This is a genomic window from Rhizobium atlanticum (assembly GCF_030182485.1).
Taxonomy (GTDB): Bacteria; Pseudomonadota; Alphaproteobacteria; order Rhizobiales; family Rhizobiaceae; genus Rhizobium.
Genome location: NZ_JAQJCJ010000042.1, coordinates 1 through 20,779, shown reverse-complemented (window position 1 = coordinate 20,779; position 20,779 = coordinate 1). Strand labels below are relative to the sequence as shown.

Genomic DNA, 20,779 nt, shown 5'->3' with positions numbered 1-20,779 from the left:
ATTCCAAGGGTGTGACGTTGGACTTCTCACGCCCCGGCAAGCCGACTGATAATGCTTTCATCGAAGCGTTCAATGGCCGCTTCCGTGCAGAATGCCTGAACCAGCATTGGTTCCTGACCCTTGCGGATGCCCGCGAAAAGATGGAGGATTGGCGTAGATACTACAATGAGGAAAGACCTCATGGTGCGATCGGCAACAAGGTGCCGATCTCGTTGGTGAATTCGGGAGGCGCAACCAGCCCGCCTCCCTGAATGAAGCCGGAAAACTCTAGCATCCGGTGGTCCAACGTTTGGGAGCGGTTCAAGACCGCCGAGGCTCTAATCGCCGCCGGATGAAAATTCAGTGGCAGGTCATTTGAAGGCCAACCACCTACCTTCCTGCCGAACACTGGCAGACCAGAAAACAAGGGGCGCAGCCAATACACGTCGCTTGATCAGTGCTTGTGAGATACGCCGGAGCCAAAGAGGAGCCGTAGTGAGTAGTGAACGCACTGTCATGCAGGTTCCTCCATGTCGCCCCCCCCCGCGCCAAGAACGCTAGGGCACACCCCCGGATTGCTTGATTGCTGGGCAGATTAGCGAAGAATTCCGCCCTATATGAGCCGTTTCAACCGCACTTAAACGCGCGCTACATCTGAATAGGTCTTAATTGTTGTTAAGCCATTATCGACCAGGCCAGTTCCCGCCTCGGCGAGCTTTTGGAGGTTGTCGAAGCCAAATCGATGTACGTCGCGGAGCGTCTTCGAGAGTACTACGAGCCGCCCCGCCGTGAGTAATATCCGACCGAATCCCTCATGGTTCACAGTCAACACCGGTGACGCCATCAGTCCGGACTGCTCCTCTATAGCAAGTGCTACGGCGGCATAGAAGATCTCAAGCCGCCACTGCACCTCTAGGTCAGGTCCCCCGATGAGAGGAATCGCCCTACGCTGCTGCCTCGTCACGATGAAATCACAGAGCAAATCGGTGTCCGATTTCTCTTGCCACAATTCAAAGGTGTCTTGAGCACGCATCAGACGCAAGAGGCACTTAATGAAAGGCGTGGCGAGAGCATCTTTCTCATCTAATCGAGCATTGTTGGGGACAGGGGTGACGTTTGACATCAGTTAAAATCCTCCTGAGTGTTGGATGCGGTTTGACTAAGGGCCACACCCGCTTCCGGTAACACCATCCCTTAAAATGGTGCGGCAGATGGGACCTGTGGCGACGCAACTTGGCCCGGACGAATGACATGGCCCCTCGAAACGGGGCGGCCGCAACAACAACGGCAAGCGGCGGGCAACGCTGGCGGGCTTGACGAAAAGCGCTTCACAAGCGAGATTCCCGTCGCGATAGTCCAGTGGCGGTAGGTTTCGCCGCGAACTCCACCCTCAACCAACCTATTCGCCGCCAGGTGTAAAACCGTGTCTCGGGCTTTCGAATTGAGGATCAGGCGGGGGGTGGAATCAGCTTTTCGAGGTCGACAAGGACAGTGAGAGTATCTTGAGAGGCCGTGTACTTGCCGATCCCCCCTTTTCCGTGCGAACTGATGCAGACCTGCCATGTATTTTCCCTTCAAGGTTCAAATCGACTTCGACCGGACGCCACACGTTCCACCAGGCGATTGCCCGCCGCGTAGTTCTGGGAGTTCAAGACTCATGCCAGTCTCCTCCGCTGAGGTTCGGAACACGGCATCTGTATTGTTTCCAGCTTCTTAGCTAGCCCATGAAGAATTGATCGAGGACAACGTTGTCGTGAACCGGACAAGACGCGGTGGGGATCGAAGAAATGGCATCCCGGTGCAGCGGCGGAAGCCTATTCTCCGGCCACGTCAGCAACAAATGACACCCGCCGAAGCCGCTCCGCTCTCAATTCGCGGATTGGGCGCAATGTCCGGCCGCTTGCCGAGGTGCAGCCGGTCGATCTTCTTTGCTTGGCGATCACAGCGCCTCCCAGTGATGGACTCCGAGACCCGCATGCATCACTGGCTGGAGCTCCCTTCCTCGACAGTTAGCGCCGTCATTTGGGGGAATGCCGCGGGCAAATGGAAAGCGGCATAGGCCCCCGCGACGCCGGCGACAGCTCAACAACGCTCTGAATTTCCACAGTGAACGGCTGTTAGACGTAGCCGGCAAAGGGGAAGCTCACGAAGATCAGATGGCCCTTCAGGGCCGGGTCCTGGTCCGATGCCCACCGGATCGACCGGCCGCAAGGTTTTAGGACCGTTTCAACAACCAGCCCCTGGGCGCCTCGGCGGCGTGTATCTTAAGTTGCCGGCGTGCGTCGGCCGCGTTCACTCTCTATCCGCACCAGAACACGGCACCCGGGGGATCATGCTGCCGGCACGACCTAGCTGGCCGGTACCGTCGGCGCCGGCAAGAGGATGACTGTGGCAGCGGCCGTCATGGAGCAGTGCTGCCTCGGTGTGACCGCTGAGGCGATACTCGCTGTTTCCGGTCATTGCTTAGCACAGGCCGGAAAAGCGTTTCTGGTACCTTAGCGAACGCTCGCGATTTTAGCAGGGACAACGGGACCTGGCGGCAAGCGGACCCCAAACAAGTGCGAAGCAAACCGAATCTTTGGCAACCTCAAAGAGGGTGGAGTCGATACCCTGGGGGTCAAGCGCCCGCGTCGTCGCGGAGCATTGGGCGCGAGGGGTTTGCGGATTCTCGATACGTGATTGGCACATCAGTCGGACCTCAGCCGATCTTCGTGCAAAAGGATCCTTTAAAAATGGGCCCCTTAACGCGTGCCTTGGCATGCTTGCTTGCTGACGAAGTTTAGGTTGAGAATTGAACACCGCTAGTTATTCGCAGGATTGCTCGGCAAACGAACGAGGCGGGGTGGCGTTCCAAGCATGAGCTGGGACAGATAGGGAATGTCGCGCACGCTCCAGCGAACTGCTAGTGCTACGGCAATGATCATCGTCCCGAGAATTCCCGCCGCGCCAGACCTCATTGTGGGAGCCCATTGTTCTCCGTATTGTATCAAATCCATGAGACGGAATACCGTAGCCTGCACCAGGTACAACACGAGCGTGCTCTGCCCCACTTCCACGGCGATAAAGCGAACCACCCGGTTCGAGCGTCCAATTTTCCAGGATTGAAGCAGAATCTCGATCATCACTGCAGAGGCCACTGTCGAGCCAAAAAACATCAGAAGGATATCTTTTGCCGACTGCAGATCCTGGATTAAGGCGAGATTGTTGTAGACATAGGTGTCCTCGCGCCACGCCATGAAGCACAAGCTAGCCGCGATAGAGGCGGACATCATCAGGAGTGGCTTATGATACCGCATTATGCTCGTCCACCAATCTCTCGACTGCGCAAATGAAAATCCCATGCAGAAAAAGGGATAGGTGTACTTTATGAGAGGGAATATAGAAAACGTCACGGGGGCAACTGCGACCAGTATGGATGAGACAAGCAAAGAGCGTGCCGACCCGGAGTTGAAGATCGAAATAAGTTTGACCAAAAGAAAAGAAGCAAACGCAGCCCAGATGAACCAGTATGTGCCGACGAAATCGTGCATGAATTGCAACAGGTTGCCAGGTGCGTCCGGCGGCCGGGGAAACATGAGCAATTTGACTGCCTCCAAAAGGGTGCACCAGAACAGCGTCGGCACCAGGAGCTGCAGCGCGCGATCAGCGATGGCTTGCCTGAACGATTTGCCTAGTAGCCCTGATCTAGAGAGATATCCGCTTATCGCCATAAAGAGAGGCATGTGAAACATGTAGATCGATTTGAAGCATGCCGAATCCCAGAAGCCATCACCCTCGTAAAAGATATATTGTATCAGGTGACCGAAAATCACCAAGACAATGAGTATTCCTTTGGCGAAGTCTAAAGCTAGATCGCGATCGTCGGCCTCTGGCGCCTCAGGCACTGTCTTTCCACCTACAATTCTTGCTCGCATTCTCAACATCTCACGATGCCTACGGGAGCCTTTGAAAGCGGCATTTTCCAACCTCTCGTTCATCATGCAGGCTAATCCAGCTTCCGATCAGCGCTCCGACTTCGGCATGCTGAACGACGGCCAACGGTCATACAATTTGCCTGGGTTCCAAGTTCACAGGGCGACCGTGGCGACTTAGGCCCAGTAGCCGTTTTCGGCGTGTCCATTGGCTGTTTTTCGCCGCAACGTACGCCCCGCCTAAACTCGCTGCCGCGCAACTGCTTGGGCTGCCACGTCGTCGAAATCTTCTAACGGACATTTGCGCGTATGCAAGTAGCGCTGCTTGACTCTGCACTCGGCTATTGTTGCGATTGCATATGATTCTCCATGCCAAACTTGCGCGACACCGTATCAAAAGAACATATTGCCGATTCAATGGCTCCTAGCCGCTGTGGGTATCGTCTATCACCTACCGGCGCTTGGGTGTGGATCGGCACCCCAGCGCAACCCCCCAGACGCTGGAGATTTGCTCCATTAGATCCGCCGCCCAACGTGTCCTATATGGCAGCCTCACCATTGTAAAATTCATGCTCCTAATGACACGCATCTGCGGTATGGATGAGTATCGCGGACCCTTGACAACCTTGAGCGGAAGGTCGGTGAGTATCGCGATACACGAGGCTTTGGCCGCGATCGCCGCCGTTTTGGATCGCCGCCAATGATAGCTGGACGTTGGGCTGCCATTGTCGATCCGTATGCGACGTTTGTCGATACGTCAGAGACGACCGTGGTCCCAATCCGTAGGAAGATCGCAGTAAGCGTCAAGATATGCGGGATGCAACGGCCAGTGTCTGGGGATGCGCTCCCCTGTCAAGGTCGAGACCCCCTCCTCGATCAGTGGCTTTCCCTTTTTGGGATACCTCTCCTTCGGTGGCGAAAGAATGAAACCGGGCTGGATATGTCGCTGGTCATTTCGCGCGATTCAAATTGGCGCAGACTTTGCGGCTCGCTTGACGCGACGATCCCCCTGAGCTGAAGAAGGCCGGCCGCAATAGCGCCGAGCATTGGCGCACATATATAAAGCCAGAGTTGAGAGAGTGCCGCCCCTCCTGCGAAAAGTGCTGGGCCGATCGATCGTGCTGGATTCACAGAAGAACCCGAAACGGTGATACCGCCAAGGTGGATCGCAACTAAGGCAAGTCCAATCGCCAATCGTGCAACAGCGCCGCGTCCAGCCGTGCATTTGAGGAATACAGTTACGAACAGGAACGTGGCGATAAACTCGAATAGGAACGCAGCTCTCCATCCGTAGACTACCCAGCCGGTTTGGGCGAAACCTTCTAGGGTGATATCGTAACCGCCGACCTTGTTCATAGCGATAAGGTAGAGCGTGCCTGCCGCCGCGATAGCTCCTGCACATTGGGCGGAGACATACGCGAGAAAGTCCCACACTCTCAATCGGCGCGACACGAGGAAACCCAGGCTGACCGCCGGATTGAGATGCGCGCCCGAGACTGGGCCAATCGTGTAGGCCATTGCAACCACGGTCGTCCCGAAGGCTAAAGCGACACCCAACAGGCCCACCTCTTGACGCATATAAAGCAATGTGCCGCAGCCGAGGAAGACAAGTGTGAAGGTCCCGAAGAATTCGCAAACATACTTTTTCATTTTTCACTCCATTGATTTGACCCCACGTACTTTTCGGTGTCATCCTCGTGCCGCCAAGCGTTCCGCATGCACCGAACCAATCATCGTGTCAGGTCCCGAAAACCTCCGTAGTTGACTTCAATTGCGTCCTTGTCCGACGAGATCGGCATCAGAGCCTATGGTCAACCAGCGTCACCGATCACCAGCAAACGTCGTACCAAATGAAATATGTTGCGCATCACAGCGATCGCTCTGATGACGTTCGGTCTTAGGTTCGAAAGTGCCGTGAACAGGATAGGCAGGCGAACCGTACCGAGACGTATGGACCCGAGCTGGGCTACGAACAAATCGCCAAGCAGCCCATCCTCAAATTATCGAAACAACGACCCTCTTCATGGCTCCAAGCGGAAGGTGGTGCAAAGCAGGAACCAGGACAAGGGTTGATAAGACCGCCAGGGACGTTCACGAGAAGTCGAGTAACGCCCCTTAGCCACGAACAGGCACATGATCCTTGGCGCGATTTGAAGTCCACGTGAATTCCCTTGTCCCCAGCGCAACCGTCGACATTTCTCGCAAATGTCGGGCATTCGCCACTTTTGTCAGATTTGTCGTGACTGGAACGTTTTGTTCGCCGGTCTCTCCGCCAAATACACATCAACCTGCCCTCAACCCGCCCATCGATAAACGAAAATCATCTTCTTGGCGCGTCGGAGCAGTTGGCATGGTGTTTGCTGATCCCTGGTTACAAGCGGCAGAAAGCAGTCTGCATGATGCCGGTTCATGAAACGAACGGAACGGAGGCCACCTGACCGTTCGTCATCGGATCCGCGTTCTACCAAAGCGGCCATGCATAGTCCGCCGGCGGAAGGGGTCAATCCCGATGTCACAGCTTGCAACCAACTCAAAGAGAAGGAAAATGCAATGACCAAGATTTCCGAAAGATCCTTTGAAACGATCGAAAACCCGGGGTCATCGCCGCTCAAGGTGCCAGATCAGTTCGGCGCATCCGTTGAAAAGGGGAACAAGCAGGTGACAGAGGCTCTTTTGAAATTTGCGTCCGGCGCTGAAGCGACACAGAAAATGCTGCCTCCGATCCTCGAAACGACAAGTCTATTCGGCAACGAATTGTGGTGGAAGACGATCGCTGCACTGCAAGCCGACGCCGAGGCCGGCTTCTCACATTTGCAAGCTTTGCTGGGCGCGAATTCGCCGTCGCAGATCCTCGAACAGCAGTCGACCTTTTTCCGCAAGCGCGTTGAGACAAGTTTGCAGCACGCCAAGGAAGTCCGGGAGCTCTCAAGCAGGGCGGTGGAGGAAATCTCAAAGCCGGTCAAGGATGCTTTTGACAAGGTCCTGACGAACCCCAAAGCGACGTAAAGTTGACTCGGCACTAAGATCAGGGCTGGACGAATCATGATCGGAGCCGCTTTCGAGGAGACAACATTATGCGGCCGACTGATGTTTCATCTGTTCGCGGCGCTGGCGAATTCCGGCGTGATCTGGTCAGAGAGCGGACCCGTGCCGGCCCGGAGGAACGTGGTAGGCGCGGCGGCGGCCGCCGCAGATAAGCTTGCCAGGGCCTCATCTGGTGGCTGGCCACAAAGTGCGCGAGGCCATCGCACCTTACGAGGCTCTTAGATGGTTACATGTGGGGGATAGTAAAATGATTGTAGCTGTTCCAAATAGCGGGGCGTCACGGATTAACCAATCCGGTGTAGAAGCATTACGAGAATTTCCTAACTTTCCGATAGGCGGGATCTTGTTCAAGGATATAGCGCCTATGCTGGCTGGTAGAGGTGCATTGGGCGAAGTCGTTTCTACCGTCGCAAGCCAAGTGTCGGGAACAGAAATCGATGCCATTTTGGCGGTTGATGCGCGTGGTTTCATCTTGGGCGCCTCATTGGCTGATAGGCTCGGTTGCGGTTTCATCATGGTAAGGAAACCCGGTAAACTGCCGGGGGACGTCCTCTCATTTGAATACAGCTGTGAATACTGCTCCGGAACCCTGGAGGTAACTGCCGGCCTCATCGGTGACGGCCTGCGATGCCTGATTGCTGATGACCTTCTAGCGACGGGTGGCACTGCTCGGGCGACTGGGAATTTTGTCAAGTCCCAAGGCGGAGAGATCGCCGGATACGCATTCATACTCGAAATCGAAGTTTTGAAAGGCAGGCGTCAATTGGACGACGCACCAGTGATCAGTGCGATGACGTGCTAGCGCAGCAACATAGACGTAAGGAGGCAAGCGCATGAATACCCCTGATTGGCTTTCGACACCGCAGGACGTGCATGTAGCCAGTCAGACGCTACAGGCCCTCGTCACAAGTGAACTTTCGAAACGAGTCGTCTCGGAAAACGAAATTAAAACGATCTATCTGTTTCTAACCCGCAAGTGCAATTTGGGATGCCACCACTGTTATATCGCAGGCGTCGGGCCCAAGGCCAAGGGCATTGATTTCAACCTGGAGGCGATCCAAGGACTGATCGAGCAAGCACTACCCAATGGGCTGCGCAAGGTTAAGGTTTCCGGGGGTGAACCGATGGTTCACAAGGAATTCATGGCAGTCATGGAATATCTCGCATCCTGTGGGCTGAAGGAGCTGGTTTTCGAGACGAATGGAACCCTCTTTGACGAGTTCACGATCGAGCAGCTAAGTAGGCTCCCCAATTTGACGGTCTTCATCAGCCTCGACCATTTCGACCCAGAGGCGCACGACGCTTTCAGAGCAAAATCGGGTGCGTTCGCCAAGACTGCGATTGTCCTGCAGCGGCTTGGAAAAACTGACATCTCTACGGTGGTAACGACGACTGCCTATCGCAACAACTATGACAAGGTGATTTCGATTATAGATTTGGTGCTCGGCTGGGGCATCAAGAAGCATCGGACGCTGCTCAACATACATCCGATGGGCAACGCGCGCAGCCATGAGGACAATGCGATAAGCTTGGAGGAATGCAAGCTACTGATAGGCGATCTTTTGAAATCTCCCCATTTTGAGAGTGGCGCTGCATACATGACTCTGCCGCCGGCTCTGATGCCTCTCAAGTATCTGAACGGCGTGCATACTTGCGGTTGGGGCGACAACGTACTGGGCATACTGTCGAACGGACAAGTTTCGATGTGCAGTGCCTCCTACGATGATCCGGAAATGATCGCCGGCAATGCCTTCGAAATGCCCTTGATGGAAATCTGGCGCAACAGCCCGTTCTTCCATGAGCTACGCGAGGTGGTGAGTGGCGAGGTTAAGGGCGTCTGCGGCAACTGCGTGTTTTATCCAGTCTGTCGCGGCGTCTGCAAGATGAGTAGCTGGTCGCACTATGGTGAAAAGGACGCGCCCTATCCGCTGTGCCAGGAACTTTACAATAACGGAGGTTTTCCGGAGTACGCCCTGGTGGACCCGACGAAAGATTCCACCTACCGCCGCGGAGTTATAGCGAAAGAGCGTCGGCCCGCCGCCGAAGCTCCTGTCTATAACTTCTCGGAGGAAATCGCGGCTGCTGCGCAACACACTCACTAACGCAGGAGGCGCGACGTAATAATTGCTGTGTCGACGACGTAATTTAACCAGGTCAACAAAAATAACGTGGAGGATTGAGGATGAGCAGAGCTTTCCGAGGTGCGGCGGGTGTGGCGCACACACTTGCGAACAACGCGATACGATCCGGCAACAAAGCAGCCGCCCAGCAAGCCCAGGTGATTTCTCGTCTCGCGGAAGGACTCGCCCGGCTGCAGGCGGGTTTGGATGACCAAGCTCAGCAATTGACGGCTGGCCTTGTAAAATTAGAGCAATCGCTAAAGGTGTCACGCAGATCGCAACGGTCGAAATCCGGCTCACTCGCTGCTAACGGCGAACTACAAGACTACTACGTTGATATAACCGCCTCGAAGAAATTTGGCAAAGCCAATTGGCCGCGCGCCGCCGATTCAGGTCTTGTAGGACGCCGCATTGGGCGAGGACCGGTTAGGATGACTGGTTCCGACACACAATCGGCAAAGGCGGTTACCGCCGCATTCGCCAAACTTCTCTCGGCTCAGGCACAATTGCTGCAGATACGCAGTGAAGTGGAAGACCTCAAGAAGGTTCAGAGGTAGCGGCAATGGCTAGTTCCCGACTGTTTGGCTACGCCGTTGACGAAGAGGATGGCAAGCTGGTAATCGTGATTGACGGATTGCTTGCCGAAAGTTGCATCCGGCAAATTCGGGACAGCGCCCAGACGGGCCGCGGTGGTGAACTCTTGTCGCGATTGCTGCCGGTAAGTTCGGTTTACAAGCTTATGTCTGGACAAGAGGAACGCGCTGAAGAAACGCTCAGCCTTGAACAGTTGCTTGGACAAAACGTCGACCAGAGTTTCGCTTCCTTCGAACAACAGTTCGCCGACCTGAGGCAGACACTAGCCGAATTCGGCAGCCCGGAAAGTTCGAAATAAATCACGCAGCCGCAGGAGTCTCCGCGATGCTTCGGTTGTCACCAGAAGACTCTATTTTGCTGATCACCTGCCGGGCCTACCTACGACCCGAGGATGAAGAGCGTTTGGTCCGTCTCTGCAAGGAGCCTGTCAACTGGCCCTATGTGGTATGGCGCGCCGAGCATAATCGGACGGTGCCGCTGCTTGAGAATCACTTGCGCCGCCTCGATTTGTTGACACTATTGCCTACTGAGGCGGCGCATTACGTTCAGTGCTGGACTGTCATGTCAAAGGTCAGGTCCGCACTCGAATTTCGCAATCTGCCAGAAATCATGGATGCGCTGGATCGGGCCGGCATCGCCTGGTTCCTGGTGAAGGGACCAGATCTCGCGCTTCTCCACTATCCCGATCCACTCCTACGGCCGATGACCGATCTCGACATCATGGTCAAGCCCGCTGACGCGCAGCGCGTGCAGCGGCTCATGTTCGATCTCGGCTACCGGCACGGTATTTTCGACCCTTCAAATGGCAACTGGCATCCGGAACGAAAGGAACTCGATGACGAAACCTTCCGCGAAAGTTATTCCTTGCCGGTGTTTGTAAGGATAGAATCCGTTGAATCTCCGTTCCCTGGTCCCGCGGTGCCACGCCAGCTGCGCTACCGCCACGTAAAGGGATACATCGATTCCGCGAAGAAGCTGCACATGCCCATCTTCATTGATATGCATGTAAATCTCTCCGTCGGCATCGATGTCGAAGACATATGGTCAGGCGTGCGTCTTGCAAACGGTCTAGGCCGCATATTGCAGGTCCAATCCGCGACTGGCGCCGTCTGGTTCCTTTCGGCCAGGCTTTATCACGAGGCCTTCCTTTATAATTCGCTTCGACTATTGATGTTCGGCGATCTTCATGCGGTTCTACACAAAGAAATGGCGAATATTAGCTGGGCGGAGGTCGCTGCGATAGGTTACAAATACGAGATGAGGCCGGCGTTATATTTCGTCCTGACGCAGATGAAGCGCATCTGTGGGATAGACATACCGTCCGAGTTCCTAGAGCTCATTCGACCTGATCAAACCGAGGTACCACTTCAACATGATTGGGGCGACGTGTTGCCCAAACTGCTGTCTATTCCCACTGTTAACGATCTTGAGCTGGCGTAAATATGGCGCCCGAGTCACCATATCGTACAGATCCTGCGGCGAACGACCTTCGTATCGCAGCAACCGAAACCTCTGCAAAGTTTGCGTCAACAGTCCATCGGGCCCTCACGCGGTCAGGAATAACGATCCTAAACACGCAGGTGTTCAGCAATGGCCAGATGGCTGTCACTCCGCGCGACGGCGGGCTTGGCGGAAATGTGGTGGTCGTGCAAACATTTCCTGACAGCGTTCATGATCGTCTTTTCGAGTTGTTCCTAGCGCTTGGTGCCGTGCGGGCGCGGGGTCCCCGCACGATTACCGCTGTTCTTCCCTACCTCCCATATTCGCGTTCGGATCGCCCTGCCTTCGACGGCGGACCTGTACCGGTGCGAATCCTTGCGGGGATTATCGAAACTCTCGGTATAGATCGGCTGATAACTTTCGAACTCCATGTTCCTCAGCTGTGCGCCGCATTTGCCTGTCCTGTCGTCAATCTTCAGTTCGCTCCCGCCCTAGTTCGCCATCTCGGTTCTGCGGCCGTCGATGGCGACATGGTCGTTTCACCGGATTTCGGCGGAGCGAAGCGAGCTGAGCACTTGGCGGCCCTGCTCGGCTGCCCATTCGCTGTCATGCGCAAGCACCGCAGAGACGATGATGACTTTCGGGAGAGCGTCGAGATTCTGGGGGACGTTGCTGGCCGGACGATCATCCTGATTGACGACGAAATCAACAGTGGTCAGACGGCTTTTTCAGCCGCCGCACATCTCAAAGCGGCAGGCGCTCGCAAGATAACCCTTGCCGCAGCCCATGCCATATTCACGCCGTCGCTGAACGAAAACTGGGGACGGTCTCAGATCGACCGCATCGTTGTGACCGACAGCGTCGGACGTACCGACAATTTCCCCGACAGTGTCGAAGTAGTCTCGATCGGCAACGAAATTGCAGGCGCGCTGCAGGCACGCTGAGAAGCATTACCTGAAATCTAGCATCACGCGATTAACACGTGGATCGAGCGCCTGCTCGAATGCCTCTTGGGCGTTTGACGAGGGCCAAAGATTGACCTGCAGCACGTCGAAGCGTGCGGCGTGTTCAACGATGGTTCGGATGGCATTTCTCACGTCGTCCGCGCTTTGGGCTATGGTGCCGATCAGTTCAATTTCCCGGTAATGCAGAAAGTTAGGGCCTACCGATAACAAATCGGACGTCGGAATCGATTGGTAGAGTACAATCCTGGCACCGCGTGACGCCGCAGCTATGGCCCCCTGAATGCCTCTGACACCGAAGCGCGTGCAAAAGATGCAGTCGAAGCCCCAGCCATCCGTTAATTTCTCGACGAGTTTCGGATCAGACAGAGAATGAACTGACCCCGTTGCATGGGCGCCGGTCGACATCACAGGCCCATGCGTTGCCACGTCGTCATCGAAAAGGTAAACGTCGCATCCTTTGGTTGTCAGAAGTATCGAATGGAGAAGGCCCATCGTGCCTCCGCCGATGACGGCCACAGTGTCTCCAGCCTTTGCACGCGCCCTATTTATGCCGCGTGCCACGCAGGCGACAGGTTCAACTAACGCGGCACGCTCGGGAGCCAAAAAGGAAGGTACGGAAAAAACCTGATAGGCGGGTACGCCCACAAAATTGGCCAATCCCCCCGGCCCCTGCGGCACCCCTCCTCTCGCTTTAGGATTTAAATATGCACAGTGGTTGTCCAGTCCGAGGCGGCAGGCACGACATTGGCCGCATCTGCGCATTAAAAGCACCGCAACGCGGTCTCCTACGCGCAGGCCATCCGGTACATCGTCCGGCAGAGACACGATCGTGCCTGACAACTCGTGCCCGCCCCAATAGGGGTAAGTCGGCTTGGCGCCCCGATAAACGCGTTGCTCCGGTGTGCAGAGTCCACACAACTCTATCCGCACACCGACTTCGGACGATACGGCGAGTGGAACCGACAATGTCCATTCTTCAACCTTGCGGGGGCAAGTAATTACGAGTCCACGAACCTCCATACGAGACCTCTCGCTCCCCGACACACCGACTATCCTAATATGTACACTTACTTGCATCCAGAATCTAGCCAACAACCACAGGCGGCAGTCAGAAAGCTGATGAAATCACGTGCCTTGCTGGCGGGCTTGCTTATGTCCTGGGTCTTGACAAGCTTCTCGGAGATATCGTCGGCGCAAACGGCAAAGGACGTTTCAAGCGGCAGAAGTGTTCCCTTGCGCAAGGAGCGACGAAACTATTGAAGGTAGAGTGGAGCGCTTGGGCCGCGTCAATGCCACCAGCCTCAAACACGAGCCGCGGTTTACCAGCCCGTTCTTCGATGCCATCCTCATCTCTGCGAAGATGCCATGTCGCCTTCCCTCATCTGCCCGCGCGAACCCTCCTAAGAGCCTATCGCCACATCGTCCAAAGCTTCATCCTTCGTGGCGCACCGGTTCGAACCGAACAGACCAACAATCCGAGTCGCACCGAGAAGGATGACGGCAACTAGATCGGTAGTTGGGCGGCCGCAACATCAGAAAGGTCTCAGCGTTTGCTGGACGCGTGCCTGCGATGGCGGTGGTGGCAACGATCTTCTCTGGCTGCCCCAAGCGCGGGAGAGGCCATTCGACGCTAGCAAGAGTTCGCTCGAACCTGATATCCGTTACCGCAACGACTTCGCTGAGACCACCTCCCAGGCACCATTCTACGATGCCGGCGAACAAGGTCAGCGTTGCCTCGTGAACGGAACCATCTCCCCTCCCCTCCCCTCCACTCTTCGAGGTGTCGACGCAAAAGCGAGAACTCTAGACCATCAGGGGATTGGCGTTCAGGCGACCCTTCGGGAGCAGAGACGGAAATACGTCTACCAGCATGGTCGGTCCCATCGCAGACAAATCGCGTGCACATCCTGCAAGTGGTCCAGCCGCGGTGACATCCAGGATGGCAGTCGGGGCGAGAGCGTCAACCCCATCTGCCTCGCACTCGTCGACTACTTCTACATCCCAAGTGCGAGTGGAAAAGATCCTCGCACGTAGCCTATGATCGTCCTGAAGCAGCTACGCTTCGTAGTAAATTTTTGGTGTCGAGATCGCGAATACCTGCATGAATTTCTCCGCCGCCGTTAGGCGCCGGGAACTCTGCACGAATTGGAATCGGGCGTCCGTTGTCGAATGCTTACGGTTTTGTGCGAGTGAGTCGCGGCAAGGGGATCACCGACTTTGCCGAGGTCTTCTGCTTTTCGTCTAAATCGCCGGGGCACATTTGTAGGATTCACAATAAAACACACCATGACCAATCGGTACCGCGGTCTTGCTAAGCTGCAGGATATAAACGGAAAAATCCATTTACTCTACGTTCCGGGTTTATCCACGTTAGCCTTTCGTTAACCTAAAACCCCTTGCTCAAAATGCAGAATCGGCTCTAATAGCTAGTGGCGGAACTTTAGCGGTTTCGCGAAAAGTTCCGCCACTTGCAGGAAATGGATTTTGAGATGGCGAAAACCGCAGCAAAACCAGCGCCGGTCGTCGAAGGGTTGACCGCATTGATGGAGCGTCATGCTGACGCTCTCTCCAGCCAACTTCAAGCACATCATCTCAAGGTCTTCCCGCCGACGTCCGAAAAGGGCATTCGATCCTTTGCACCGTCAGAAGCCTCAAAATTGCTTGGCATCGGTGAGTCTTATCTTAGACAAACTGCTTCGGAAATGCCTGAACTGCACGTTAGTATGAGCCCTGGCGGTCGACGCACGTTCACGATCGAAGATATTCATTCAATCCGTAAGCACCTGGACCTGATTGGCCGCGGGAACCGGCGCTACCTGCCCCATCGTCGCACGGGGGAGCAGCTTCAAGTCGTCTCGGTGATGAATTTCAAAGGCGGCTCGGGCAAGACGACGACAGCCGCGCATCTGGCACAGTACCTGGCAATGCGTGGCTACCGGGTTCTCGCGATTGATCTTGATCCCCAAGCAAGCCTTTCCGCACTCTTCGGCAGTCAGCCAGAAACTGACGTTGGTCCGAACGAAACACTCTATGGCGCCATCCGGTATGATGACGAGCAGGTCCCAATCGAGCAGGTTGTCCGAGGAACGTACATCCCGGATCTTCATCTAATTCCTGGCAATCTTGAACTGATGGAGTTTGAGCACGATACCCCGCGCGCGCTTATGAACCGGAAGGAAGGTGACACGCTTTTTTACGGTCGGATCAGTCAGGTCATCGAAGACATCGCGGACAACTACGATGTCGTCGTTATCGATTGCCCTCCCCAACTTGGCTATCTCACGCTTTCAGCTCTGACCGCCGCAACCTCGATCCTCGTCACCGTCCATCCCCAGATGTTGGATGTAATGTCGATGAACCAGTTTCTGGCGATGACCTCGAATCTCCTTCGGGAAATCGAGAACGCAGGCGCCCAGTTCAAGTTCAATTGGATGCGCTACCTCGTCACTCGTTTTGAACCGAGCGATGGCCCGCAGAACCAGATGGTGGGCTATCTGCGTTCGATCTTTGGCGAAAATGTCCTCAATTTTCCGATGCTCAAGACGACCGCCGTTTCGGACGCTGGCCTGACGAATCAAACCCTCTTTGAGGTTGAGCGCGGACAGTTCACGCGCTCGACCTATGATCGGGCCTTAGAGGCGATGAACGCCGTCAACGACGAGATCGAAACTCTAATCAAAAAAGCATGGGGTAGAACCACATGAGTCGGAAGCACCTCCTTGACGTCACCACGGACGCGCCCGACAGCTCATCAGCTGCTGAACACAGAGCGGCAAAGACTCGCTCCATGCCGCTTCTCGGCGTGACCAGAAAAGAACGAGATCCAGCGACGAAGCTGACTGCAAACATCGGTAACGCGTTGCGCGAGCAAAATGATCGTCTTGGTCGTGCCGAGGAGATCGAGCGGCGTCTCGCCGAAGGTCAGGCCGTGGTTGAACTGAACGCGTCGTCAATCGAGCCGTCCTTCGTTCAGGATCGCATGCAAGGTGATATCGAAGGACTTCTTGCATCCATCCGCGAGCAAGGACAGCAGGTCCCAATCCTTGTGAGACCTCATCCCGTTAAACCCGCGCACTACCAAGTTGCCTTTGGACATCGCCGGCTGCGCGCCGTTTCGGAGCTAGGACTGCCGGTCAAGGCGGTTGTTCGAGACTTGACGGACGAGCAGTTGGTTGTCGCACAGGGTCAGGAAAACAATGAGCGCGAAGACCTCACCTTCATCGAAAAGGCACGTTTCGCACACAAGCTAAACAAGCAGTTTCCACGAGAAATCGTCATCGCGGCTATGTCAATCGATAAAAGCAACTTGTCGAAGATGCTCCTGCTTGTTGACGCCCTCCCCTCTGAATTGATCGATGCCATCGGCGCCGCTCCAGGCGTTGGACGCCCAAGTTGGCAGCAATTGGCAGAGCTGGTTGAGAAAGCATCGCCTCCGGCAGGCGCTGCGAAATATGCTGCCTCGGAGGAGGTGCAGGCGCTGCCGTCGTCGGAACGGTTCAAGGCAGTGATCGACCATCTGAAACCGCGTCGGACTGCGCGCGGGTTGCCAGACGTCCTGTCGACCCCCGATGGCGACAGGCTTGCGCAGGTCACGCAGAGCAAGAGCAAGCTAGAAATTACCATTGACAGGAAAGCCACGCCGGATTTCGCGGCTTTCGTACTCGAGCATTTGCCGGCGCTTTACCAGGAGCATCGCGCAAAGCATCAACGGAAACAGGGAGTGTAACCCGCAAAAGAAAAGAGCTCCCTCAACGTCGCCGTCGTGGAAGCCCTTCTGTCTCTGTAGCAAGAACAGAATCGCATTTCCTCGAATCCTCGTCAAGAGTCTTTGGCGCCGTTTTGGTGAGCGAATTTCCTTTGCCTGCTGAAAGGTGAGAGACAATGCAGTCGGGGAATGTAGCGACGCCGTTCGGGCGGCGGCCAATGACGCTTGCGCTCGTGCGGCGCCAGGCGGCAATGGAAATCAAGCATGGAAAAGCTGCCGATAAGTGGAAAGTGTTGAGAGACGCTTCCGCCGCGATGGAACTGCTCAAGATCCAGTCGAACAGTCTGGCTGTTCTTGACGCACTTTTGAGTTTTTATCCTGACAATGAGTTGCGTCAGGATGCACAATTGATTGTCTTCCCCTCGAATGCCCAACTGGCGCTTCGGGCGCATGCAATGGCGGGCGCAACGTTGCGGCGGCATATTGCCATTCTGGTGGAGTCGGGGTTGATCGCCCGTAAGGATAGCGCCAATGGCAAGCGCTTCGCCCGCAAGGGCGACGATGGCCAGATCGAGAATGCTTTTGGCTTCGACCTGTCGCCCCTCCTGGCGCGATCGGAAGAGTTGGCGATGTTGGCGCAAAGAGTGGCGGCCGAGAGAGCCTCGCTCAGGAAAGCCAAAGAGAGCCTTACAATTTGCCGGCGGGATGTTCGCAAACTTATTACTGCTGCAATGGTCGAGGGCGCCGACGGCGATTGGAAGACGACCGAGGACATCTACATTGCGCTCGCGAGCAGAATTCCGCGCGTTCCGACCCTTGAAGGGGTCACTAGCGTTCTCAATGAAATGGAGATGCTCCGTGAGGAAGTGCTTAATCGTTTGGAAAACCTCGAGAATGCTGAAAAAATTAGCACCAATGCTGCTCATATCGAGCAGCACATACAGAATTCAAAACCCGAATCCGTAAATGAATCTGAACCACGCTCCGAAAAGGAGCTGGGGGCAAAGGCGAGCTTGAGCCATCAGCCGAAGAATGAATCGCAAAGGGCGTTCCCCTTGGGATTGGTGCTCAAGGCGTGCCCGATGATCAGCGACTATGCACCGCGCGGCGTGGGGAGCTGGCGAGATCTGATGTCTGCCGCTGTGGTGGTTCGATCTATGCTGGGGGTAAGCCCTTCCGCCTACCAGGATGCCTGCGAGGCGCTAGGACCGGAGAATGCTGCGGTGGCAATTGCGTGCATCCTGGAAAGGGCTAACTTCATCAACTCTCCTGGAGGCTATCTGCGGGATCTAACGCGCCGAAGTGAGCGCGGTGAATTCTCGCTTGGCCCGATGATAATGGCGTTGTTGAAGGCCAACGGGCAAGGCGGTTTGAGGGCTGGGTAAGTGCGGCTGATCGTTATTCCTGCCGTTGAGGATTTCGGTTGTGGTCAGCTGACCACCAAGCTAACCCCTTGGAAAACACCAACTTTCAAAGGCGGCTTGTCGCAGGCATTGTGCCGGTTACCGTCTGGCTCCCGAGCCAAATGACGCCTCTTAGGGGAACAGTAGACCGTGATCTCAATACGAACGCGCCCAAGGTCGCGCACGAACAAGACCAGGAGCGAAGTCTTCGCACGAAATGGCAGCCGCCTTTCATCAATTCATTGGCACCGGCGCGGCAAATCGCAAGGCGGCCGGCTGTGCCGGCTAATCGCGAGTGGGCGATGGCGCCGCATGGATAGGACGCAATAGGAACAAGTACCTGCTGCCATCCGCAGCCCCGGAATCTACGGGGCTGATTCGCGGCGGCACTTCCACAACACTGGGAGAATTCATCAACCGCTATCTTGGGCGAGGTGACGCAATGAGCCACTCGACCCTATGGTCTTTTGACCAGGCAAGAATGGCATTCGAGGTGAGTTTGGTGCCGTTGTCGGAGAGATCATTGCGAGTTTCGAGCGAGGCGACGACCGGAGATCGAGGTGTCCGGGGATCGCCGCGAGGCATTCTCGCGTCGCGTCATCGACGATGTTGAGCACGCGAAACCCCCTTCCGTAAGCGAACTTGCAGGCACGCGCGCACCGATCCTGGCCAACGCGAAGGCTCTGCCCGCTGGTCGCTGGATTTTGTTCGTGACCAAAAGCAAATGATCCAGTGGAACATTTCTCCACCGAACGACTGAGGCATATACCTATCTCGCAAGGCCCAGCCATCGGCACAGTATTTGAGTCCGTTGAAGAAGGTGATGGGTCCAGACGGCTTGGAGGAGGCATAGCCGTTCCAGCCGCCGAGTTTGGCGATGATCCAAGCGGCCCAGGCGAGCGAAGCTTTGGGATGGGGATTGGATTGCAGCTTGGTCTTGCCCTTGAAGCGGCTTTCGAGGGCGGCGAGCGTGTTGATCTCGTGGGGACTGACTGCCAGGCTTGCCGGGTGAGGATCGCCGCCACTGCGGTCCTGCACGAGTTGGAGGACGATTGCCGCGGCCTTGGCGGCGATGGCGACGAGCTTTTCCAGCCGCGGCGCTAACTGCAATTGGCTGTCCTCGATCTTGAAGCCCTGCGTCTTCATCACCCGGAAGAACTGCTCGATCATCCAGCGCTGCTTGTACCAAGCGACGATCTGCCAGGCGTCAGTCGCACTGGAGAGCGCATGGGTGGTCAAGAGCAGCCAATGCAAGGGCTCGACACCGTCGGGTGCGTCCGGTTCGACGACCTCGACCCAACTGAGCCTAACCCCGTCGGGCAGCCCTTCTTCGCGCAGGTTTTGCGGTTGCCTGATCGTCGCCTGGCCGAAGCGCAGGCACAACGTTGCCTGCCGCGCCGGACGGTCGGCGCGCTCGCGCAGCTCGATCGTTTGGGTGTCGCAGAACCGAACTGTCTCTACGACATCACGCAGTTTAGAGCCGCCGATGAGTGCATGGTCATGCATGACGCGCGACAAAAGATCGAAGCGTTGGTCGGGCAGGTGCGCCCACATCATAAAGAAGTCGCCCTATTGCGCGACCTCGCCAATGAGCGATGGCGTTTCGGCGACCGGCGACCGGCGACCGGCGACCGGCGACCGGCGGCTTCGGCGGGGGGGGGAGCGACGTTGGGGTCGACCGCATCTACGGGCTCTATCGCGAAGAAGGACTTTCCGTTCGCAAGCAGAAAAGCCGGGGCGGCACGCTGTCGGCACGCGTGGCCCGATCCTGGTCGAAGCGAAGGCCAATGCCCGAAGCTCGCTGAATCTCGTTCACGACCAGTTCGCTTGCGGAAGGCGGTTTCGCGTGCTCAACTTCGTCGAAGACGTGACCCGCGAATGCCTGGCGGCGATCCCGTGCACCTCGATCTTGCGTCGTCGCGTCGCTCGCGAACTGTCGGTCCTCATCGAACGGCGCGGCAAATCGGGGATGATCGTCTCCGACAACGGCACGGAATTCACCTCGAATGCCATCCTTGCCAGGTCGAAGGATCATAGTGTCGAGTCGCACGGCATCACGCCGGGAAGCCGATGCAAAACGCTAATGTCGAGAGCTTCAACGGCCGGATGCGGGACGAGATGGTCAACCAAAGCCTGTTCCTCGGCTGCGATTATGCCCGAAGCGCCATTGCTGGGCCGACGATTACAACCACTTCCGGCCGCACTCATCGCTCGGACCAGACCCGGGCACGTGATGCAGATACCATTGCCGCAACCGGCTCCAACGCTGCGCGAGATGAAAGCTTCGCGTTTCCGCCACTTGGCGTACTCGGAGCGCGCAGGCTCTAGATGTGAGCTTTCGGGAGGTTGTCCATTCAAAGCGGATTTAGGAGACTGGAGCTATCACACCTCGAGTCGGAAGGATCGCCGCGAATGAACATTCATAAGAATGCCCGACTGACGCCGTTGCGCCGGGAACAAATGGCGCTTGCTGTTATCGAAGGGCATCTGACCCAGGCTCAGGCAGCACAGGCCTATGGCGTCGCGGCCAAGATCGTCGCCCGTTGGGTCGAGCGTTTCAAGGCCGGTGGTCGAGAGGCGATGCTCGATCGTTCCTCCCGACCTCATGCCATGCCCC

Annotated in this window: 17 protein-coding genes and 3 pseudogenes; 13 read left to right on the top strand and 7 right to left on the bottom strand. The window is 56.2% G+C overall.

From position 1 onward, the window contains the following. Positions 1-251 (top strand): integrase core domain-containing protein (locus PH551_RS31425; RefSeq protein WP_285196269.1); only part of this gene is annotated, 251 nt, incomplete at its 5' end. 365 nt (positions 252-616) lie between these two features. Here the strand turns inward: PH551_RS31425 and PH551_RS31420 are convergent. The 3 genes from PH551_RS31420 to PH551_RS31410 all read right to left on the bottom strand — a co-directional run bounded on the left by PH551_RS31420 (position 617) and on the right by PH551_RS31410 (position 5,540). Beyond that, positions 617-1,102, bottom strand: coding sequence for a NifX-associated nitrogen fixation protein (locus PH551_RS31420; RefSeq protein WP_004677039.1), 486 nt, complete (start codon positions 1,100-1,102; stop codon positions 617-619). Positions 1,103-2,780: 1,678 nt separating this feature from the next. Beyond that, on the bottom strand, positions 2,781-3,893 hold the full coding sequence (gene nolL, locus PH551_RS31415; RefSeq protein WP_312038663.1) for a nodulation factor fucose acetyltransferase NolL: 1,113 nt from the start codon (positions 3,891-3,893) through the stop codon (positions 2,781-2,783). Between the two features lie 873 nt (positions 3,894-4,766). Further along, entirely contained in the window at positions 4,767-5,540 is a 774-nt protein-coding gene (locus PH551_RS31410; RefSeq protein ID WP_004677031.1) for an aquaporin, read from the bottom strand. Between the two features lie 900 nt (positions 5,541-6,440). On the opposite strand from PH551_RS31410, the gene PH551_RS31405 reads away from it, so the two are divergent. The 7 genes from PH551_RS31405 (at position 6,441) to prs (ending at position 12,033) form a co-directional block, all read left to right on the top strand. Beyond that, positions 6,441-6,896 carry a phasin gene (locus PH551_RS31405; protein ID WP_018247122.1) on the top strand — a complete coding sequence of 152 codons (456 nt, stop codon included), beginning with the start codon at positions 6,441-6,443 and terminating at the stop codon, positions 6,894-6,896. Between the two features lie 286 nt (positions 6,897-7,182). After that, the gene (locus PH551_RS31400; RefSeq protein WP_004672710.1) at positions 7,183-7,737 is read left to right on the top strand and encodes an adenine phosphoribosyltransferase; all 555 of its coding nucleotides are present in this window, start codon (positions 7,183-7,185) and stop codon (positions 7,735-7,737) included. A gap of 31 nt (positions 7,738-7,768) precedes the next feature. Next, a complete protein-coding gene (locus PH551_RS31395) occupies positions 7,769-9,037 on the top strand; it encodes a radical SAM/SPASM domain-containing protein (protein WP_004672712.1) in 1,269 nt (422 codons plus the stop codon). Between the two features lie 80 nt (positions 9,038-9,117). After that, positions 9,118-9,612, top strand: coding sequence for a hypothetical protein (locus PH551_RS31390; protein WP_004672713.1), 495 nt, complete (start codon positions 9,118-9,120; stop codon positions 9,610-9,612). 5 nt (positions 9,613-9,617) lie between these two features. Further along, positions 9,618-9,947, top strand: a complete 330-nt coding sequence (locus tag PH551_RS31385; protein ID WP_004672714.1) for a hypothetical protein — start codon at positions 9,618-9,620, stop codon at positions 9,945-9,947. Positions 9,948-9,973: 26 nt separating this feature from the next. Beyond that, positions 9,974-11,089, top strand: coding sequence for a nucleotidyltransferase family protein (locus PH551_RS31380; RefSeq protein WP_004672715.1), 1,116 nt, complete (start codon positions 9,974-9,976; stop codon positions 11,087-11,089). Between the two features lie 2 nt (positions 11,090-11,091). Continuing rightward, positions 11,092-12,033 carry a ribose-phosphate diphosphokinase gene (prs, locus tag PH551_RS31375; protein WP_011053499.1) on the top strand — a complete coding sequence of 314 codons (942 nt, stop codon included), beginning with the start codon at positions 11,092-11,094 and terminating at the stop codon, positions 12,031-12,033. A 6-nt stretch (positions 12,034-12,039) separates the two neighbouring features. Here the strand turns inward: prs and PH551_RS31370 are convergent, their stop codons facing one another. Together PH551_RS31370 and PH551_RS31365 are read right to left on the bottom strand one after the other, a co-directional pair. Further along, on the bottom strand, positions 12,040-13,074 hold the full coding sequence (locus tag PH551_RS31370; RefSeq protein ID WP_004672718.1) for a zinc-dependent alcohol dehydrogenase: 1,035 nt from the start codon (positions 13,072-13,074) through the stop codon (positions 12,040-12,042). Between the two features lie 411 nt (positions 13,075-13,485). Further along, positions 13,486-14,109 (bottom strand): annotated as a pseudogene (locus tag PH551_RS31365) (acyl-homoserine-lactone synthase). Between the two features lie 434 nt (positions 14,110-14,543). Here PH551_RS31365 and repA point away from each other — a divergent pair. The 3 genes from repA to repC all read left to right on the top strand — a co-directional run bounded on the left by repA (position 14,544) and on the right by repC (position 18,144). Then, on the top strand, positions 14,544-15,758 hold the full coding sequence (gene repA / locus PH551_RS31360; RefSeq protein WP_004672726.1) for a plasmid partitioning protein RepA: 1,215 nt from the start codon (positions 14,544-14,546) through the stop codon (positions 15,756-15,758). Beyond that, complete coding sequence (gene repB, locus PH551_RS31355; RefSeq protein ID WP_004672729.1) at positions 15,755-16,780, top strand: plasmid partitioning protein RepB; 1,026 nt, start codon at positions 15,755-15,757, stop codon at positions 16,778-16,780. Before repA ends, repB begins: the two co-directional genes overlap by 4 nt. 155 nt (positions 16,781-16,935) lie before the next feature. After that, positions 16,936-18,144, top strand: coding sequence for a plasmid replication protein RepC (gene repC / locus PH551_RS31350; protein ID WP_004672730.1), 1,209 nt, complete (start codon positions 16,936-16,938; stop codon positions 18,142-18,144). A 450-nt stretch (positions 18,145-18,594) separates the two neighbouring features. On the opposite strand, the pseudogene PH551_RS31345 reads toward repC, so the two are convergent. Continuing rightward, a pseudogene (locus tag PH551_RS31345) lies at positions 18,595-18,806 on the bottom strand (IS3 family transposase); the annotation flags it as partial. Beyond that, on the bottom strand, positions 18,760-19,716 hold the full coding sequence (locus PH551_RS31340; protein ID WP_018247125.1) for an IS4 family transposase: 957 nt from the start codon (positions 19,714-19,716) through the stop codon (positions 18,760-18,762). The gene PH551_RS31340 and the pseudogene PH551_RS31345, both read right to left, overlap by 47 nt. Before the next feature lie 18 nt (positions 19,717-19,734). On the opposite strand from PH551_RS31340, the pseudogene PH551_RS31335 reads away from it, so the two are divergent. Beyond that, positions 19,735-20,490 (top strand): annotated as a pseudogene (locus PH551_RS31335) (integrase core domain-containing protein); the annotation flags it as partial. An 84-nt stretch (positions 20,491-20,574) separates the two neighbouring features. Continuing rightward, positions 20,575-20,779: leucine zipper domain-containing protein (locus tag PH551_RS31330; RefSeq protein WP_285195592.1), on the top strand; the 205-nt coding region annotated here is incomplete at its 3' end.

Excerpts from the sequence above, each read along its gene's own strand:
- PH551_RS31400 (WP_004672710.1), top strand. The coding sequence starts at position 7,183 with ATGATTGTAGCTGTTCCAAATAGCGGGGCGTCACGGATTAACCAATCC.
- PH551_RS31380 (WP_004672715.1), top strand. The coding sequence starts at position 9,974 with ATGCTTCGGTTGTCACCAGAAGACTCTATTTTGCTGATCACCTGCCGG.
- repB (WP_004672729.1), top strand. The coding sequence starts at position 15,755 with ATGAGTCGGAAGCACCTCCTTGACGTCACCACGGACGCGCCCGACAGC.
- PH551_RS31340 (WP_018247125.1), bottom strand. The coding sequence starts at position 19,716 with ATGTGGGCGCACCTGCCCGACCAACGCTTCGATCTTTTGTCGCGCGTC.
- PH551_RS31410 (WP_004677031.1), bottom strand. The coding sequence starts at position 5,540 with ATGAAAAAGTATGTTTGCGAATTCTTCGGGACCTTCACACTTGTCTTC.
- PH551_RS31405 (WP_018247122.1), top strand. The coding sequence starts at position 6,441 with ATGACCAAGATTTCCGAAAGATCCTTTGAAACGATCGAAAACCCGGGG.
- PH551_RS31390 (WP_004672713.1), top strand. The coding sequence starts at position 9,118 with ATGAGCAGAGCTTTCCGAGGTGCGGCGGGTGTGGCGCACACACTTGCG.
- nolL (WP_312038663.1), bottom strand. The coding sequence starts at position 3,893 with ATGCGAGCAAGAATTGTAGGTGGAAAGACAGTGCCTGAGGCGCCAGAG.
- PH551_RS31370 (WP_004672718.1), bottom strand. The coding sequence starts at position 13,074 with ATGGAGGTTCGTGGACTCGTAATTACTTGCCCCCGCAAGGTTGAAGAA.
- PH551_RS31420 (WP_004677039.1), bottom strand. The coding sequence starts at position 1,102 with ATGTCAAACGTCACCCCTGTCCCCAACAATGCTCGATTAGATGAGAAA.
- repA (WP_004672726.1), top strand. The coding sequence starts at position 14,544 with ATGGCGAAAACCGCAGCAAAACCAGCGCCGGTCGTCGAAGGGTTGACC.
- PH551_RS31385 (WP_004672714.1), top strand. The coding sequence starts at position 9,618 with ATGGCTAGTTCCCGACTGTTTGGCTACGCCGTTGACGAAGAGGATGGC.
- prs (WP_011053499.1), top strand. The coding sequence starts at position 11,092 with ATGGCGCCCGAGTCACCATATCGTACAGATCCTGCGGCGAACGACCTT.
- PH551_RS31395 (WP_004672712.1), top strand. The coding sequence starts at position 7,769 with ATGAATACCCCTGATTGGCTTTCGACACCGCAGGACGTGCATGTAGCC.
- repC (WP_004672730.1), top strand. The coding sequence starts at position 16,936 with ATGCAGTCGGGGAATGTAGCGACGCCGTTCGGGCGGCGGCCAATGACG.